Source organism: Herminiimonas sp. (assembly GCF_030655415.1).
Genome location: NZ_JAURVN010000006.1, coordinates 147,683 through 163,599, shown reverse-complemented (window position 1 = coordinate 163,599; position 15,917 = coordinate 147,683). Strand labels below are relative to the sequence as shown.

The following is a 15,917-nucleotide window of genomic DNA, read 5'->3' as shown; positions in this document are numbered from 1 at the left end:
ACTTTTCTCTCTGTTAACTATATTAATTACAAGGAATCACTATGAAGCGCCTGATGATATTACTTTTAAATGGTTTCTTGATAATAGGCTTGGGCAGTGCGGTTGCTGCAGAGCCGTCCAAAGACCCAATCGGCTATGTAATGAAAGTCACAGGCACTGCCACAGTAACGACAGGCACCGCCACAGTACCGGCAGTTGTGGGCACACCTGTACTTGAGGGCTCTACATTGCGCGTCGCGGAAAAAAGTTCGCTGGGCGTGACATTGAAAGACGATACCGTGATGTCACTTGGTCCAAAAAGCGAAATGCGGATTGATGACTATCTGTACGCTCCGGCAAAAAATGATTTGAAATTAACAACCAATTTGACGCACGGCACGCTGAATTTCATTTCTGGTGTCATCGCCAAACTGCGTCCTGAGAACGTACAGATCAAAACTCCGACCGGCACGATTGGCGTCCGCGGCACGCATTTTTTGGTGAAGGCTGACTAAGTGATACAGCGTTTTCTTGCCAGCATTGTCGTCGTCGCCTGCTGTTTGATTGCAACAGGCTGCGCCTCACCATCCTACGCTGTACTGCTGCCTAGCCCTGACGGCTCCGTTGGAGCAATTGTTGTCAGTACAGCCAAAGGCACCGTGCTATTAAATAAAAAACAGCAGGCCGTCGTGATGGATGGTTCGACAATCAAAACCTTTGATGCAAGCGACAAAGAAATCCAGACCGACTTTGCGTCAGCTCTGGCAGCCCAACCGGATTTACCAGTTTATTTCCTCGTCTACTTCAAAACAGGTGTGGCATCAATGACACCAGAATCGGAAGCGTTCATTCCCATGGTGATTACTACCATTCGTAATCGTGGCGTCGCGGCTGTTTCAGTGATTGGTCATACGGATACTGCCGGCGATCAATCAGCTAACGAACAACTTGCGCTACAGCGTGCGCAAGCCATCGCACAACTGCTAAAGCGCAAGGGTGTGCAGGCACTTGAGATAACGGTAACCTCGCATGGTGAACGCAATCTATTGGTGAAGACGCCGGACAATGTATCCGAGCCCAAAAATCGGCGGGTCGAAATTACAGTTCGTTAAAACGCATGGCTGTTTATTTAACGGCCATGACGATCAACTCTCCACGCTCTCCATTTTTCAAACGCTGCAATTGAAACGCGACCAAGGTATCTTGCGGTCGCGTTTTGTTTAAGTGCGCGAAAGCCGCGAGCGCCGACGCATCTTCTTGCTTTAACAAGTCAAACGCAGCGTCATATTCTGCGTCTTGATGGTGCGGGCTCACGTTGTCCAGCATTGCTTCCGTCAACGGCTCATACACTGCGATAGATTGGGATTTGCCTTTCAACAAAACCTGTCCGACCGCACGCATAGGCACATCCAAACACACCTCACGGATAGCACCGGACACGCACATCGTCGTGCCCAGATGTTGATTCAGTGTTTCCAGTCGCGCCGCTATGTTGACCGCATCACCCATTGCACGATAATCAAAAATAGTGCCTCCGCCGAAATTGCCGACGACGACTTCACCGCAATGCAGACCAATACGCGTGCTGCCGAATGCAATTCCTTTTTCTCGCAGTGCAGCGGCATGCTGTTGCGCATAGCGACGCATTTCCAAAGCACATTTCAAGGCACGCGCAGGATGATCCGCTTGCGGCACCGGCGCTGAAAACATGATTGCTACGGCGTCGCCGACGATGCGATCCAGGGTTCCCTCGTATCGGAACGCAATCTCTATCAAGCCATCGAGATACTCATTCAAGTAAGCGACAACTGTTTCCGGACTATTGCTTTCTACCAGACCGGTGAAGTCGGTCAGATCGGTAAAGATAAAACTACATTGCTGACGTCGCCCACCCAGCTCCAGCGCGTCAGGATTCGACATCAGATACGCAACGCGATTCGGCGACACATAGCGTGCGAAGGCTTGTTGTATCCAACGCTGCTTCGCTTCTGTTGCCATGTGTCGCGCTACGCTGGCGAGCACGTAAGTGATGGCGATACCGATGGATGGCATGACCGCATCCAGCAACAGCCGATGATCTCTGAATGCGATCCAGCCAGCCCAGTTCAGGCAAATGAGCAATAGCAGCGCGCCCGCCGCTGAGACGATGGCAGATGCGCGCCATGCGAGGATGCACAAGGCGATGCTGCCGGCGAGCATGACGAATGCTTCCAGCGCAGAAGCCCACTGCGGGCGTTGCAACCAATGACCGGTTTTGATTTGTTCCAGTGCCTGCGCGTGGATCTCGACACCCGGAATCACGCCGCCCAAAGGACTGAAGCGCAGATCCTGTAAACCTTGCGCCGACGTGCCGACCAACACTAGGCTGCCGCGCAAGCTGTCTTTCGGTAGCGCGTTCGTCATGACCTGCCATGCAGGAATAGTGCGGCCCGGTGCCGTGCGTGTGAAATGAATCCAGAACTGGCCGTCTGCCGAAGTTGGCACACGCAACTTGCCGATATCGAATTGATTGATGCCTGTGGATTCGCTGTGAATGATCACATTGCGCGATTCTTCAGAAACGCGCAGTAATTCGGATACGAGAGAAAGCAAAAGCTCACCGTTTGCATTCACCATCAGCGGCACGCGACGGACGATGCCGTCGGCATCAGGGATAAAAGTGATCGCGCCATTCCCTGCTGCGGCGTCGGCCAGTTGCGGTAACGCCGATACGGTTCCGGATAATTTTGGCAGCCACTGCTCGGCGGGCAAACCTTTCGTGACGACACCGAAGTGTTGCGCTGGCAGTGTGCCGACCTGTTGCGCTTCGGCGATTCCCAGAACAGTTTTGTTATTGCGCAAAGCCTGCGCAAACTGCGCATCCGGATCTGGCAAAGAGGCGACTTGCGCGGCCACGCTTGAAGATAAATTCCAACCACGCAGCATCGCGGATGGCGCCGTACGATCCGGTTCTGCAAACAACACATCAAAAGCAATGCTGTCGGCGCCAGCGGCTTTAAGTTGCGTCACCAAAGTGGCAACTTGCGCACGCGACCAAGGCCACTGACCTACTCGCTTCAGGCTTTCATCATCGAGATCAATAATCCGTACGCCTGCATCCTGATACGCCCGCGGATGCCATCGTTGATATTGATCGAATACGCCGTTGCGCAGCGTCTGCAGCGAAAGTGGCTCCAGAATAAAAATGACACACGCGACGAGCGCAGCAATGAGCGGCAAAACCAGTCGGTAATTTGCAGATTTCAGAATGGACATGCGTGCCAGCGATCGGATCGTGATGAAATGAAGATGCAGTATTGCCGAGGATGAACACCAGCACAAGTTGAAGTGATGCAGGTTTGGTATCTGTGTGCAGAGCGTGTAAATTTTTCACGATCCACGTCGCGTTTCGTGAGCTTCGATCCAATGGCCTGAAAAATAATTATCGATTTATTTCAGCACTCGCTAGACTGTTCGCAGAAAATCGCAAGGTCAGTCGCGAATTAAAAGGAATCACCTTATGGAACAAGAAATCAATCTGCCAGAAGTAGTCGCCGAAGTGACTGCAGCATTCATGCGCTATGACGCTGCACTCACCGGCAACGATGTCGCCGTACTGGATGAATTGTTTTGGAATAATCCAGCGACGCTGCGTTATGGCGTCGGTGAAAATCTTCTCGGTTACGAGGCGATACGCGCGTTTCGCTTGGCGCGTCCATCGAAGGGATTGGAACGCGATTTGATGAATACCGTCATCACTACTTATGGTCGTGACTTTGCCACTGCCAATACTGAGTTCACGCGTAAAGGCGAAGCCCGCATCGGTAGACAAAGCCACACCTGGCTGCGACTCCCGCAAGGTTGGCGCATCGTTGCGGCGCATGTATCGTTGATGGCAGCATAAAAATTTATCAATCTTTTCCGGCCGAGCGACGCATCATTTCGCTCGGCGTCATCCCCATGATCTGCCGGAACGCGTGACCGAAGGCTGCGACGCTGCTGAAGCCCAGTTGCGCCGCCAGTTGTTTGATCGATGTTTTGCCACTGCCCAAAGCTTCAACAGCCGCCATGATGCGTGCGCGTTGTCGCCATTCCTTGAAGGTCAAATTCGTTTCCGCTGAAAACAGTCGCGTGATGGTACGCGCTGAGGCACCTGCCGCATGCGCGAGCAATTCAAGATCTCTGTCATTGGCCGGATCTGCGAGGATCATGTCGGCCACGCGTCGCGCCCGCGGATCGCTAGGCAAAGGGACGAAGGTCGCCGCATCTTCATCCTCAACGAGTTCGAACAAGGCAACCTCCACCAACAGATCAATGCGCTTCGCATTTGCAGCATGCTTGAACGCGGCGAGTATGGTTTCGCGCAATAACGGGCCGACCGTGACGACGAACTCGCGATTCAAACGTGACGCTTCTGGATGAGCGGCCAGCCAATCTGCAGGAACCAGCAAGGCGCGCATTTCAATATCGGCCAGCACATCAACCGCATGTTCGATGCCGGGCGGTAGCCACACCGCGCGCGCAGGCGGCACCAGCCAGCGACCTTTCGGCGTCGCCACTTGCATGATGCCGCTGGACGCGAACAGCAGTTGCGCCTCGCGATGTACATGCAAGCCCAAATGCGTGCCGCGCGGATAAGAGGTGGCGCCAATAATCATGTATTTCTCAAGCTCGGTCGTGCGCAAACAATTTGGCGCTTCGGCGATGTTGCTTGTCTCCCAGTCGATGAGCGGTCAGATTAACCTAGCAGCACTCTTTTAGAAAGGCCTGCTCGTGAACCATCCCCGCACCGTTATCGCTTACATCAACATCGCTCACTTCATCGACCATTACGCCATGCTGGTATTCGCCGCGGCCGTCATCGTCATGGCTCCGGTTTTCAATATGAGTTATGCCGATCTGCTGCCTTATGCGACGCCGGGCTTTATCGCGTTTGGTGCTGGCTCGCTACTCACGGGATGGCTGGGCGATCGCTGGAGTCGGCGTCACATGATGGTGATTTTCTTTATCGGCATTGGACTCGCGATGATGTCTGTCGGTCTGACGCAAACGCCGCAACAACTCAGCATGGCGCTGCTCGCAGTTGGCCTGTTCGCCTCGATCTACCATCCGGTTGGTACTGCGATGCTGGTTTCGCATGCGGAAAAACTCGGCCGTGAAGTCGGCGTCAATGGCGTGTGGGGCAATCTTGGCGTGGCGTCATCGGCGCTGATCACAGGCGTCGTGTGCCAATACATAGGCTGGCGTTGGGCATTCGCAATCCCGGGTTTTGCGGCCATCGCCATCGGGATTTTCTTCGCTAACAAAGTGAAACATGAAGCGCGCGGCGTTCGCAAAGCGGCCAATCACACAGCAGCACGCGTATCGAAGGAAGCAATGTGGCGCGTCATCGCAGCGCTGGTCATCACGATCATCGCCAGCTCGACGACGTTTAATGCATTGACCGTCGCCTTGCCAAAACTGTTTGAAGAACGCTTATCAGATCTGACCACCAACACCGCGCTGCTCGGCGTCATCGCAGCAGGCACGTATGTATTTGGCGCACTCGCGCAGTACATCATCGGTCATCTGCTCGACAAGCATTCGCTCAAAACATTGTTCTTGCCGCTCGCGCTGATACTTGCGCCACTACTTTTCTTCGGCGCAGCTTTATCCGGCGTGCCGCTGGTCTTGGTATGCATAGGCATCATCATCGGCATCTTTGGCCAAATCACCGTCAACGACGCGATGATAGGAAAATACACCAGCGACGAATGGCGAGCACGCGCTTATTCAGTGCGCTACTTCCTCGGCTTTACCGCAGCGGGTGCGTCGGTTGGCCTGGTTGCGACGCTGCATGAACGTGGCGGTTTTACGCTGATGCTGCAAGCGCTTGGTGCTTTGTGCGTGCTGGTAATTTTGGGCGCGATTGCATTTCCAAATGAAGATCGCTCATCCACTTAAGCAAATTTTCAATAGAGCGATGGGCTGCCAATCCGGCGCTCCATCCTGACGCTACCAATTCATCAAGTCCTGTTTATCTTCCTGGCTCAAGCCGTTGTAAATATCTACGTTGGCGAACCACTCTTTGAATGTTTTGGTGAAGTCGATATAGAAGGAAACGATAGTCATGGTCATGATGGATAGCCTCGCGATAAATTGTGCGTGTCGCACTGTGATTAACGAAATGAAGTTGCTGGGCCAAACTCACATCGAAAAAAAACAGCTGCACGGCCCGCCACATCAGAGCGCGACTAAGCGCAGATAGTTCAGCGTGTAGAGCCACTATCCATCGCTATTTTTTGACTATGATTCTTGAAAGAAAACGATTTGAATAGCAATCTAATTCAAGGGCGAAACAAGGTTAAATCCACTCTGAACCTCATTTCACATTTGCTTAAAAATTAAGCAAATCATTGCGGCCGTTATGCCATTGAATTTTATTGAAATGATGCGATTGTAAAAACGTATTTAAAAATAAATACACCTTCTTATTCCATCGCCTGTTTGAGTTTCAGCGCAATGCGTCGCGCATCTTTTTCATCAACCACATTCGCAAAACCCAGCAACAATCCTTGCTGCGATTTGGCATTGATATACCACCGCGATAAAGCATGCGTCGCCAGGCCAAGTTCGCGCGCCTTCTCCGCTATCATCACATCGTCTTCGTGATCTGCCAGCTGCGCGAGCATGTGCAAACCGCCAGGACGCAAATCGATACGTATGCGGTCGCCCAATATTTCCTGAAAAACACGCTGCGTGACCGCGCGACGTTCTGCATACAGCAGGCGCATTTTTTTAAGATGGCGTGAGAAATGACCTTCGGCGATAAAGTCAGCCACGCCGGCTTGAAACAAATAAGGGCAACCAGCATTCAAGTTGGAAGATACCGCCTGAAAACGTGCGACTGCACTGGCAGGCGCGACCACATACGCCAGCCGCAAACCCGGGAACAGTACTTTGCTGAACGTGCCCGCATAAATCACGCGATCATTGCGATCCAGACTTTTCAATGCTGGCAGCGGCCGTCCTTGATAACGAAATTCACTGTCGTAATCGTCTTCAATAATCCAGCTGCCCGCACTACTCGCCCATTCCAGCAATGCCATCCGACGTTCCAGCGATAGCGTCACGCCCAATGGACTTTGATGCGAAGGCGTGACCATCGCGAACTTCGCATACGGACTGAGGCGTTTGCCTTCTTCGACCATCAAACCGTTTTCATCAACAGGCACCGGCACGATCTTGACTGCTGCATTTTGCAAAAACGGGCGCGCCAGAATGTAGCCGGGATCTTCAAACCAGAACTCGTCGCCGACGGTAGAAAGACTGCTGAGTGTCAGCTCCAGTGTTGTGCGCAAACCCGTCGTGATAAATACCTGTTCCGGCAAACAAGTTACGCCACGCGATACGCCCAGATAAGTCGCAATCTTTTCACGCAAACGCTCATAACCGGCCGGCGCCGGATACGCCAGTCGAGCCGGTTCGCTTTCGCGCAAGCGATGCGCAACGATCCGGTTCCACACCTTGCGCGGGAAAGCATCGAGCGCAGGCAAACCCAGTTGCAGCGCCTTCGGTGCCTTGCCATCGTGATCGAGAATCGCCGCCATCGTTTGCCCGGGTAGCGGCGTAGGCGGCTTCAGTACAGCCGGTTGCGGCAAGGTCGGCGAGACGACGGTGCCAGCCGCGCCTCTTACTTGCAAATATCCCTCGTCGGTCAAGATGCGATAAGCCATTTCCACCGTGCCGCGCGCCAGATTCAGTTCGGTCGCTAGCGCCCGCACTGCCGGTACGCGATCGCCCGCATGCAAATGTCCTTGCTCGATCGCCGTCTTGAAGCGCTGGCAAATCTGCAGATACATGGGCAGTTGCAGCGTGCGGTCGATGCTCAGATCAAGCGCAAGCTCGGGCTTATTTGTGGCGGTTTTCATGGACTAGTCCTTTTTGCATTTCTTGGCCCTTCTAACATGGCCATGATATTCGCATACTACTCATCAAGGAAACGCAATTCACTCAACCCGATTCACCTCAACAAGGAGCACCACATGCAAACTCGCCTCGACTTCTACACCGCCGATCCAGCCATCATGAAAGTCTTGATAGCCGTCGAAAACCAACTCGCCAAAGGCACCATCGAAATCCTGACCAAAGAATTGGTCCGTCTGCGCGCATCGCAAATCAACGGCTGCGCGTTCTGCCTCGACATGCACGTCACCGATGCGCTGAAGGAAGGCGAATCACAACGTCGCCTAGCGACGGTTTCCGCATGGCGCGAAACGCCGTTCTTCAACGACCGCGAACGTGCTGCGCTGGAATGGACAGAATCCCTGACACTGGTTTCGCAAAACCACGTACCCGATTCAGTATGGGAAGCAGTTCGCCCTCACTTCACCGATGCAGAATTGATGGAACTGACTGCGCTGATCACATCGATCAATAGCTGGAATCGTTTTGCCATCGCCTTCCGCAAAATGCCGGTGTAATCGCGCGGCATCTTTAGTAACTATTCGCAATCCCTCGCCTGTAAGCGGGCGTATGAAAAAGGTTTACATGAAAATTCTTGTTATCGGTGGCAGTGGCCTGATCGGCTCCAAAGTGGTCACCAATCTTCGCCAGCTCGGCTATGAAGTATTGGTAGGCGCACCCAGCACCGGCATCAACGCATTAACCGGCGAGGGATTGGCGGATGCAGTCAAGGGCGCGCAAGTCGTGATCGATTTGAGTAACTCGCCATCATTCGAAGATCAAGCCGTGCTCGACTTCTTTGAAACTTCCGGTCGCAATTTGCTCGCAGCGGAAGAAGCAGCTGGCGTCAAACATCACATCGCCTTATCCGTGGTTGGTACCGAACGCATGCTGGAAAGCGGCTACTTCCGCGCAAAAATGGCGCAAGAGAATTTGATCAAGGCAGCCAAAGTGCCGTACACCATCGTGCGTTCAACGCAGTTCTTTGAATTCCTCGGCGGCATCGCGCAATACGGCACCGTCGGCAACGAAATTCGCTTGTCGCCAGCGCACGTACAACCGATCTCATCCGACGACATAGCCGCTATCGTATCGGACACGGCACTAGCGCAACCCATCAACGACACCTTCGATGTGGCTGGGCCAGAAAAAGTTGGCCTCGCAGAATTGATGAAGCGTTATTTGACCGCACTCAAGGACAAGCGCGTCGTCGTACCTGATGGCAACGCCGCTTATTACGGCGCACAACTCAACGATCAATCATTGACGCCAACAGGCGAAGCACGTTTGGGCAGCGCAACGTTTGCAGCATGGCTCAGCAAATCGCAAGCGTCGAAATAATCGTCTTACAGAACAGAATGCAATTCTGTTCGCGTCCGTTCTATCGATGATTTATTCAAGTGTCACAGAATCATCGCATCGATAGTGCGGCGCACTTTTTGGAGAAAACAATGAAGTCTCTGGTGGACATCAGTCACATCGAACACAGCACAGATGATCTGGAAGCATCGTTCGCCGTGATGAAAGAATTGCGACCGCATCTGCGCGATCGCGTAACGTACGCGGTGCAAATCGATCACCAGCGCACACAAGGCTATCGCCTGCTCGCCGCATGGAGCGACGGCGCCATCGTCGGCCTGGCCGGTTATCGCCAGATGGATAATTTACTATACGGTCGCTTTGTTTACGTCGATGATCTGGTGGTGAAAAAATCTCTGCATCGCTCTGGCGTCGGCGAACGTTTGCTGCAAGCAGCGCGGCAACAAGCGATAGCATTGAATTGCGAAAACTTTGTATTGGATACCGGCTTGCACATGGCATTGGCGCAGCGCTTTTATTTCCGTCAGGGCTTGCTTGCGCAAGGCATGCATTTCGTCGAACCGCTTAAACAAACGCAATTACAAAAATAGGACTCAACAACATGACACGCATTTTGTTATTGAACAGCGGCCCGCACAGCGATGCCAGCCACGGCTACCAACTCGCGACCGAAACGATAGCCACATCAGGCATCAGCAATGTACAAATCACCGAACGCGATTTAGTGCGAACACCGATTCCGCCTATAGGCCGCGAGTATGCGACGGCCATCACCTCGCACACTCCGCACGATGCAAAAGAGTTCGATTGGTCGGAGCGCCTGATCACAGAACTGGAACAACACGATCTGCTATTCATCGTCACGCCCATGCACAACTTCACGGTGCCAGCTGCGTTGAAATTGTGGATAGATCATGTGATCCGCATCAACCGCAGCTTCAACGCGACGCCGCAAGGCAAGGTCGGCCTGATGAAAGACCGACCAACGTTTGTATTGGTCAGCTCAGGCAGTTTCCATGTGGGTGAACGTGCGAAGCAAGCTGACTTCCTGACGCCGTATTTGAAATATGCGCTGGCATCGATAGGCATCAGCGATGTGCACTTCTTCCCGCTGCAAGGTTTGGCCTTTGGGCCGGAAGCAGTGGCGCAAGCAGTCGATGAAGTGCGTCCGCAATTAAGTGAAAAATTGTCGCAGTCCGTCAGCGCAAATTAATTCGTCGCCCATTAGTGGACAAGTATTCCCTCCATCCATATTCAACCGCCGGCAATGTCGGCATGCGGAGCTTGGCAATATGACTTTCATCAAAAAACACATCATTCTCTTCGTCCTAAGTTGCGTCGCTTTGCTGTGCGCAAGCACCCTGCAACTGTCACAAGCAGCTGACCTTACCGGCAAAGATAAGCAGTCGCAACGCACGCAAGAAAGTCTTGATACAGCCAAACCCGCCGTCGTCAACGAAGGCGAGTCTCGCGCCCGCAGCGCCGGGCAATCGCTCATCGGCGCGCCAGGTCCGTATCTAAAGCTTAAAACCATCGATGGCAAAACCATAGCTCTCGGCAAGTTGTATGGCAAACAGCCGATCTACCTGAAGTTCTGGGCAACCTGGTGCATACCTTGCCGCGAGCAAATGCCCGGCTTTGAGAAAATCTATCAACAAGATGGCAAGCGCATCAAGGTGATCGCCGTCAATGCGGGCTTTAGCGACAACGAAGCCGCCGTGCGCGAGTTCAAAAAGAAGATTGCGATGCACATGCCTATCGTCATCGATAACGGCGATCTCGCTGCTGCCTTCAATGTGCGCGTGACGCCAACGCATGTATTGATCGACACGGATGGCCGCATCGCGCACATCGGCCATCTGGAAGATGACAAGTTCCACGCCGCGCTCAAACGCGTGATGGCTGGCGAAACTGCCGCGACTGAAGCGCGACGCTCAGGTGCCAAACCTGCGCAACAAGCCGTACTCAAACCCGGCGATGTGGTCACCGATTTGAACATCACAACTACTGATGGCAAAACCATATCGCTGGCGACGACTAGCGGCAAACCGCGCGCCTTGGTTTTCACCGCACCGTGGTGCGAATCGTATTTGGCACAAAGTCGCCCTGCCGTTTCGCAAGCCTGCAAACGCGTACGGCTGGAAGCCGAACAACTCGCCAAAACCGGCAACGTCGAATGGCTCGCTATCGCATCTGGTTTGTGGGCGAGCGAACAGGATTTGCTCGACTATCAAAAGTTGGAAAAAATCGAGATGCCATTAGCGCTGGACGCCAGCGGCAGAATCTTCCGCGCATTCGACATTCGACAGATCCCGAGCATCGTCTTGATAGATGCGAACAATCGCATCGTTCAAATATTGGGGCCAAACGATGTCACTCTGAAGAAAGCTGTGCAATCACTTCAACGTAAGTAAGTGCAAACTTTGAATAATGGGGATGTAAACGAAACGCGCGCGGCTTTGATTAAAAGTCGCGCGGTTTTAAAGAATCTTGAAGAATGAGAGCAAGGATCTGCGGTGCGCCTTACTTTTTCGCCTTGACCTTGATGTAGTGTTGCTTGGCCATTTCGCTCGCCTCTACCGCGAGATACAAACCGCCGAATACCCATAGCGGCAAGAGCAGACAAAAAAGTGCGTACAGTAAGACGTCCATCATTACCTCGCTTGGGGATTTCCAACCATCGCGCTTGATGATCGGTACAGCGGGAAACAGAATCTACACACACTCAAATGTACTCATGCTGCCGGCATGTTTCAAGTACCTGCCCTTAAATAGCCGCGATTAGGCGATGCACTTAGGCAAAACCGCCACAAAGTCCTGCGCTGCAAATTCCCGTTCCCAGCCGCATCAACTGCCGTCGCAACAGCCACTGAGCACCAAGCAAGGAACCATCGGCCCGATCAAGAACCTTAATGGATAAGCAGATTAATAATTTGTCACTAGCGCAATGTCCTTGCGGCAAACCCGAATCCAGGAGTTCCGATATGCCCGAACAACCAAACGCAAAACCGAGCGCAACACCAGACGATCCGCGCAGCCAGCGCGACAAGATGCAAAGCGGCGATCTGTATCTGGCCGACGATCCCGAACTGGCCGCAGCTTCGCGCCGCGCTTACTTACTGATGCGCGAATATGAAAAGCAATACGCGATCAACCTCGCCGACGCGCACAAAGTGCTGGAAGAATTGTTGGGTTCGGTCGCGCCCGATGTGCACATCAAGCCGCCCTTCTTTGTCGATTACGGCAAGTACATCACGATAGGTGCAGGCTCGTTTGCCAACTACGGCTTGATGGCGCTGGATGTGGCGCCCATCACGATAGGCAAAGACGTATTGATGGGACCAAACGTGCAGTTGCTGACGCCGACACATCCTATCGACATCGAATTACGCCGCGCCAAATACGAGGCGGCCAAGCCGATCGTGATTCACGACAATGCTTGGCTGGGTGGCGGCGTCATCGTGCTGGCGGGCGTGACGATAGGCGAGAACAGCATCATCGGTGCGGGATCTGTTGTGACCAAGGATATTCCAGCAAATGTGGTCGCGGTCGGCAATCCGGCGCGAGTGATACGTGCTATCGAATAATCGTCTTTATCAAAACGACAGACAAAAAAAGAGGACGAATTAATCGTCCTCTTTTTTATTTCAGCGATGCCACTTAAGGCTGGCGTGTCACCGCGTACTTATTGCTACTTACTTCCGTTTGCTGCCCAGCTTGATCATCGGTTTGCCGGAAGGACCGGTCGATGGTTTGGACGGCGAACGCGGTGCATCGTAGGACTTGCCGCTGGCAACAGCTGCTCGTTTCGATACTGGTTTGCCGCCACGCGCTTTTTCAGCGACACGTCTATCGCCGCCTTTGTTTGGTGGCGCAATCGTCACGCGCTTGTCCAAGGTCTTGTCTTCCATCGGACGCAAGCCAGAATGGCTGATGCGCAAAGGATTGCCAGCGATGGAAACGTTTTTCAACTGAGCGAAAACTTCATCCGGCATACCGGCAGGCAGATCGAGCAGAGTGTGACGTTCGAAGATTTCGATGCGGCCGATGTACTTGGCTTCCAGCCCTGCTTCATTCGCAATCGCGCCGACGATGTTGGCTGGCTTGACGCCGTGATCGTGACCAACCTCGATACGGAAAGCTTCCATATCCACTGCGCCAGCTTTTTTCTGTGCTGTGCGTTCTTTCTTTTGCGCGCCCGGTTCTTTCACCGAAGGCTCGTCGCTCTCACCATTTTCCTTGAAAACGGACGCTGCAACGGCGGGAGTTAAACGTTGCTCAGTGCGTGCTGGGCGCTCGGTCTGCGCAGGCTTGTCAAAATGCGCGGCGAAATCGCTGCGTGCTGGGCGATCCGAGAACGGCACTTGCGCCGGTGCTGCTTTTTTAGGTGCAGGCGCTGATGACGGTGAAGAGGTTGCCGCTTCGCCATCTGCAGTGATATTCAATTGCTGACCAGCGACCCAGACTTTTTTCAAATGTTCGAGCATGTCGGACGGCAAGCTGTTCGGCAAATCGAGTGTGCTGTAGTCGTCGTAGATTTCGATGCGACCGATGTATTTGGAATCGAGGTTCGCTTCATTCGCAATCGCGCCGACGATATTGCCCGGCTTGACGCCGTGCGTGTGGCCGACTTCGATGCGGAAGGTTTGCATGCCTTCATCCGGTGCGCGCGCGACGCGTTCCTTGCGCGGAGCGGCTGTGCGTTCGCTGCGTTCTGCGCGCTCAGGACGTTCGAATCTTTCCGAACGTTCTGGTCGGTCATTACGTTCAAAACGTTCTGCACGTTCAAAGCGACCGCCAGATACTGGCTTATCGCTGCCCCATGATTCACGCGGTGCTGGTTTGTTCTTGTCGATCACCAGTGGCACATCGCCACGCGCCATTTTAGCCAGCGCTGCAGCGATCTCGACTGCTGGCACATTGTGTTCGCGCTCGTAGTCTTCAATCAGCGAATGGAAAATTTCCAGTCCGCCAGCCGCTATCGTTTCTGCAATCTGTTCCTTGAACTTCGAGATACGCACATCGTTGACCGCTTCGACAGTCGGCAATTCCAGCATGGCGATCGGCTGGCGTGTCGCGCGCTCAATCGCTTTCAACAGATTGCGTTCGCGTGGCGCAATGAACAAAATCGCTTCGCCGCTACGGCCAGCGCGACCGGTACGACCGATGCGATGGGTATAGCTTTCCGGATCGTGCGGTACGTCGTAATTAATCACGTGGCTGATGCGCTCAACATCCAGACCACGCGCGGCAACGTCAGTCGCCACCAGGATATCGATCTTGCCATCCTTCAGTTGCTGAATGGTGCGCTCGCGTTGTTGCTGTTGAATGTCGCCATTGATTGCCGCAGCAGAGAAACCGCGTGCCTGCAATTTGGTCGCCAGTTCCTCGGTACCCAGTTTGGTACGCGCAAAGATGATCATGCCATCGAAGGTTTCCGCTTCCAGGATGCGGGTCAGCGCTTCCAGCTTTTGCATACCGCTGACCAGCCAGTAACGCTGGCGAATATTGTCGGCAGTGCCGGTTTTGGCAGCGACGGTAATCAACTCCGGATCGCGCAAATAGGTTGTTGCAATGCGTTTGATGGCGGAAGGCATGGTCGCCGAGAACAGGGCGGTCTGGCGCGATGCCGGCGTTTTTTGCAGGATCTTTTCGACATCGTCGATAAAGCCCATGCGCAACATCTCATCGGCCTCATCCAGCACCATCGTCTTGACCTTGGACAGATCGAGCGAGCCTTTTTCCAGATGGTCGATCACGCGACCCGGCGTACCGACAACCACATGCACGCCACGGCGCAAGGCGCTCAATTGCGAAACATAGCTCTGGCCGCCATAAATCGGCAACACGTGAAAACCGGGAATATGTGACGCATAACGCTGAAAAGCCTCCGCCACCTGGATCGCCAACTCACGCGTAGGCGCCAGCACCAAAGCCTGCGGCGTGGTTTGTTTGATATCAATACGGGACAAGATAGGCAGCGCGAACGCCGCCGTTTTGCCAGTACCGGTCTGCGCCTGCCCCAGCACATCTTTGTTATCCAGCAGCAGCGGAATCGTAGCGGCCTGAATAGGCGACGGCGCCTCGTAACCCAGCTCTTTCAGCACGCGCAACAGCGGCTCGCTCAGGTTAAGGTCGGCAAATAGGGGAAAGGATGCTTCAGACATAAGTACTCACAAGAATGGTCGTATCGCGGAAATGCGAAAGATGGGGCGTAGTTTACTCTGTTGGCACTCAATATTCCTTAAAACGTGTTCATTCGATACAACCTTTGAAACCCTCACGCGTTACAGGCGCGCATGCTTACAAAACGAGGGGGCAAAAAAAAGCCGCCCAAGGCGGCTTAATAAAGCATGCTTAAAATCAGCACCGCTGACCATATGGACAAATAGAATTTGCCCCACGGTTTGTAGGCTGTGGGTTATATGGCTGGTAATTCTGCTGAGGCTGTATGGTGCCTTGCTGCCCGGTGTATGGATTCACATTCCCTTGCGTGCCGTAATTATTGTATTGACTGTTATCGGGAGTACTACGATGTGAGGGTTGTACATACGTACCGTCTTTGCGCGTGTATCCGTCGACATGAACGTCTTTTGCGAATACAGCACTGCTCAAAAGCGTTAAGGCGATTATTGCGTATTTCATCCTGTCTCCTTTACCCGACATCAAATGTGTCGGCAGAGCAGCCTATTCTT

General features: G+C 53.4%; 15 protein-coding genes. 10 read left to right on the top strand and 5 right to left on the bottom strand.

All coding sequences use genetic code 11. The annotated features are described in order from the left end of the window. Positions 1 to 41 precede the first annotated feature (41 nt). Positions 42 to 494 carry a FecR domain-containing protein gene (locus Q7T66_RS06320; protein ID WP_304932485.1) on the top strand — a complete coding sequence of 151 codons (453 nt, stop codon included), beginning with the start codon at positions 42 to 44 and terminating at the stop codon, positions 492 to 494. Next, the gene (locus tag Q7T66_RS06315) at positions 495 to 1,091 is read left to right on the top strand and encodes an OmpA family protein (protein ID WP_304932484.1); all 597 of its coding nucleotides are present in this window, start codon (positions 495 to 497) and stop codon (positions 1,089 to 1,091) included. Between the two features lie 13 nt (positions 1,092 to 1,104). On the opposite strand, the gene Q7T66_RS06310 is transcribed toward Q7T66_RS06315, so the two are convergent. Further along, positions 1,105 to 3,234, bottom strand: a complete 2,130-nt coding sequence (locus Q7T66_RS06310; protein ID WP_304932483.1) for a CHASE2 domain-containing protein — start codon at positions 3,232 to 3,234, stop codon at positions 1,105 to 1,107. Between the two features lie 244 nt (positions 3,235 to 3,478). On the opposite strand from Q7T66_RS06310, the gene hpxZ reads away from it, so the two are divergent. Next, positions 3,479 to 3,862: an oxalurate catabolism protein HpxZ gene (gene hpxZ, locus Q7T66_RS06305; protein ID WP_304932482.1), complete on the top strand. Its 384-nt coding sequence runs from the start codon at positions 3,479 to 3,481 to the stop codon at positions 3,860 to 3,862. Between the two features lie 7 nt (positions 3,863 to 3,869). On the opposite strand, the gene Q7T66_RS06300 is transcribed toward hpxZ, so the two are convergent. Next, positions 3,870 to 4,616, bottom strand: a complete 747-nt coding sequence (locus Q7T66_RS06300; RefSeq protein WP_304932481.1) for a helix-turn-helix domain-containing protein — start codon at positions 4,614 to 4,616, stop codon at positions 3,870 to 3,872. A 115-nt stretch (positions 4,617 to 4,731) separates the two neighbouring features. Between Q7T66_RS06300 and Q7T66_RS06295 the strand changes: the two genes are divergently transcribed. Next, the gene (locus Q7T66_RS06295; protein ID WP_304932480.1) at positions 4,732 to 5,901 is read left to right on the top strand and encodes an MFS transporter; all 1,170 of its coding nucleotides are present in this window, start codon (positions 4,732 to 4,734) and stop codon (positions 5,899 to 5,901) included. A gap of 527 nt (positions 5,902 to 6,428) precedes the next feature. On the opposite strand, the gene Q7T66_RS06290 is transcribed toward Q7T66_RS06295, so the two are convergent. Next, entirely contained in the window at positions 6,429 to 7,868 is a 1,440-nt protein-coding gene (locus Q7T66_RS06290; RefSeq protein ID WP_304932479.1) for a PLP-dependent aminotransferase family protein, read from the bottom strand. Positions 7,869 to 7,982: 114 nt separating this feature from the next. On the opposite strand from Q7T66_RS06290, the gene Q7T66_RS06285 reads away from it, so the two are divergent. The 5 genes from Q7T66_RS06285 (at position 7,983) to Q7T66_RS06265 (ending at position 11,636) form a co-directional block, all read left to right on the top strand. Then, positions 7,983 to 8,420 carry a carboxymuconolactone decarboxylase family protein gene (locus tag Q7T66_RS06285; protein ID WP_304932478.1) on the top strand — a complete coding sequence of 146 codons (438 nt, stop codon included), beginning with the start codon at positions 7,983 to 7,985 and terminating at the stop codon, positions 8,418 to 8,420. A gap of 67 nt (positions 8,421 to 8,487) precedes the next feature. Next, positions 8,488 to 9,243 carry an SDR family oxidoreductase gene (locus tag Q7T66_RS06280; RefSeq protein ID WP_304932477.1) on the top strand — a complete coding sequence of 252 codons (756 nt, stop codon included), beginning with the start codon at positions 8,488 to 8,490 and terminating at the stop codon, positions 9,241 to 9,243. 110 nt (positions 9,244 to 9,353) lie between these two features. After that, positions 9,354 to 9,812, top strand: coding sequence for a GNAT family N-acetyltransferase (locus Q7T66_RS06275; protein WP_304932476.1), 459 nt, complete (start codon positions 9,354 to 9,356; stop codon positions 9,810 to 9,812). Positions 9,813 to 9,823: 11 nt separating this feature from the next. Beyond that, positions 9,824 to 10,435 carry an FMN-dependent NADH-azoreductase gene (locus tag Q7T66_RS06270; protein ID WP_304932475.1) on the top strand — a complete coding sequence of 204 codons (612 nt, stop codon included), beginning with the start codon at positions 9,824 to 9,826 and terminating at the stop codon, positions 10,433 to 10,435. A 79-nt stretch (positions 10,436 to 10,514) separates the two neighbouring features. Next, entirely contained in the window at positions 10,515 to 11,636 is a 1,122-nt protein-coding gene (locus Q7T66_RS06265; protein WP_304932474.1) for a TlpA disulfide reductase family protein, read from the top strand. A gap of 109 nt (positions 11,637 to 11,745) precedes the next feature. On the opposite strand, the gene Q7T66_RS06260 is transcribed toward Q7T66_RS06265, so the two are convergent. Then, positions 11,746 to 11,874 (bottom strand): hypothetical protein, encoded by a 129-nt coding sequence (locus Q7T66_RS06260; RefSeq protein WP_304932473.1) that lies wholly within the window; start codon positions 11,872 to 11,874, stop codon positions 11,746 to 11,748. Positions 11,875 to 12,206: 332 nt separating this feature from the next. Between Q7T66_RS06260 and Q7T66_RS06255 the strand changes: the two genes are divergently transcribed. Continuing rightward, complete coding sequence (locus Q7T66_RS06255; RefSeq protein ID WP_304932472.1) at positions 12,207 to 12,809, top strand: sugar O-acetyltransferase; 603 nt, start codon at positions 12,207 to 12,209, stop codon at positions 12,807 to 12,809. Between the two features lie 108 nt (positions 12,810 to 12,917). On the opposite strand, the gene Q7T66_RS06250 is transcribed toward Q7T66_RS06255, so the two are convergent. After that, positions 12,918 to 15,389: a DEAD/DEAH box helicase gene (locus tag Q7T66_RS06250; RefSeq protein ID WP_304932471.1), complete on the bottom strand. Its 2,472-nt coding sequence runs from the start codon at positions 15,387 to 15,389 to the stop codon at positions 12,918 to 12,920. Positions 15,390 to 15,917 lie beyond the last annotated feature (528 nt).

Coding starts and splice junctions, on each gene's coding strand:
- Q7T66_RS06320 (WP_304932485.1), top strand. CDS start 42: ATGAAGCGCCTGATGATATTACTTTTAAATGGTTTCTTGATAATAGGC.
- Q7T66_RS06310 (WP_304932483.1), bottom strand. CDS start 3,234: ATGTCCATTCTGAAATCTGCAAATTACCGACTGGTTTTGCCGCTCATT.
- hpxZ (WP_304932482.1), top strand. CDS start 3,479: ATGGAACAAGAAATCAATCTGCCAGAAGTAGTCGCCGAAGTGACTGCA.
- Q7T66_RS06300 (WP_304932481.1), bottom strand. CDS start 4,616: ATGATTATTGGCGCCACCTCTTATCCGCGCGGCACGCATTTGGGCTTG.
- Q7T66_RS06290 (WP_304932479.1), bottom strand. CDS start 7,868: ATGAAAACCGCCACAAATAAGCCCGAGCTTGCGCTTGATCTGAGCATC.
- Q7T66_RS06285 (WP_304932478.1), top strand. CDS start 7,983: ATGCAAACTCGCCTCGACTTCTACACCGCCGATCCAGCCATCATGAAA.
- Q7T66_RS06280 (WP_304932477.1), top strand. CDS start 8,488: ATGAAAATTCTTGTTATCGGTGGCAGTGGCCTGATCGGCTCCAAAGTG.
- Q7T66_RS06275 (WP_304932476.1), top strand. CDS start 9,354: ATGAAGTCTCTGGTGGACATCAGTCACATCGAACACAGCACAGATGAT.
- Q7T66_RS06270 (WP_304932475.1), top strand. CDS start 9,824: ATGACACGCATTTTGTTATTGAACAGCGGCCCGCACAGCGATGCCAGC.
- Q7T66_RS06265 (WP_304932474.1), top strand. CDS start 10,515: ATGACTTTCATCAAAAAACACATCATTCTCTTCGTCCTAAGTTGCGTC.
- Q7T66_RS06260 (WP_304932473.1), bottom strand. CDS start 11,874: ATGGACGTCTTACTGTACGCACTTTTTTGTCTGCTCTTGCCGCTATGG.
- Q7T66_RS06255 (WP_304932472.1), top strand. CDS start 12,207: ATGCCCGAACAACCAAACGCAAAACCGAGCGCAACACCAGACGATCCG.
- Q7T66_RS06250 (WP_304932471.1), bottom strand. CDS start 15,389: ATGTCTGAAGCATCCTTTCCCCTATTTGCCGACCTTAACCTGAGCGAG.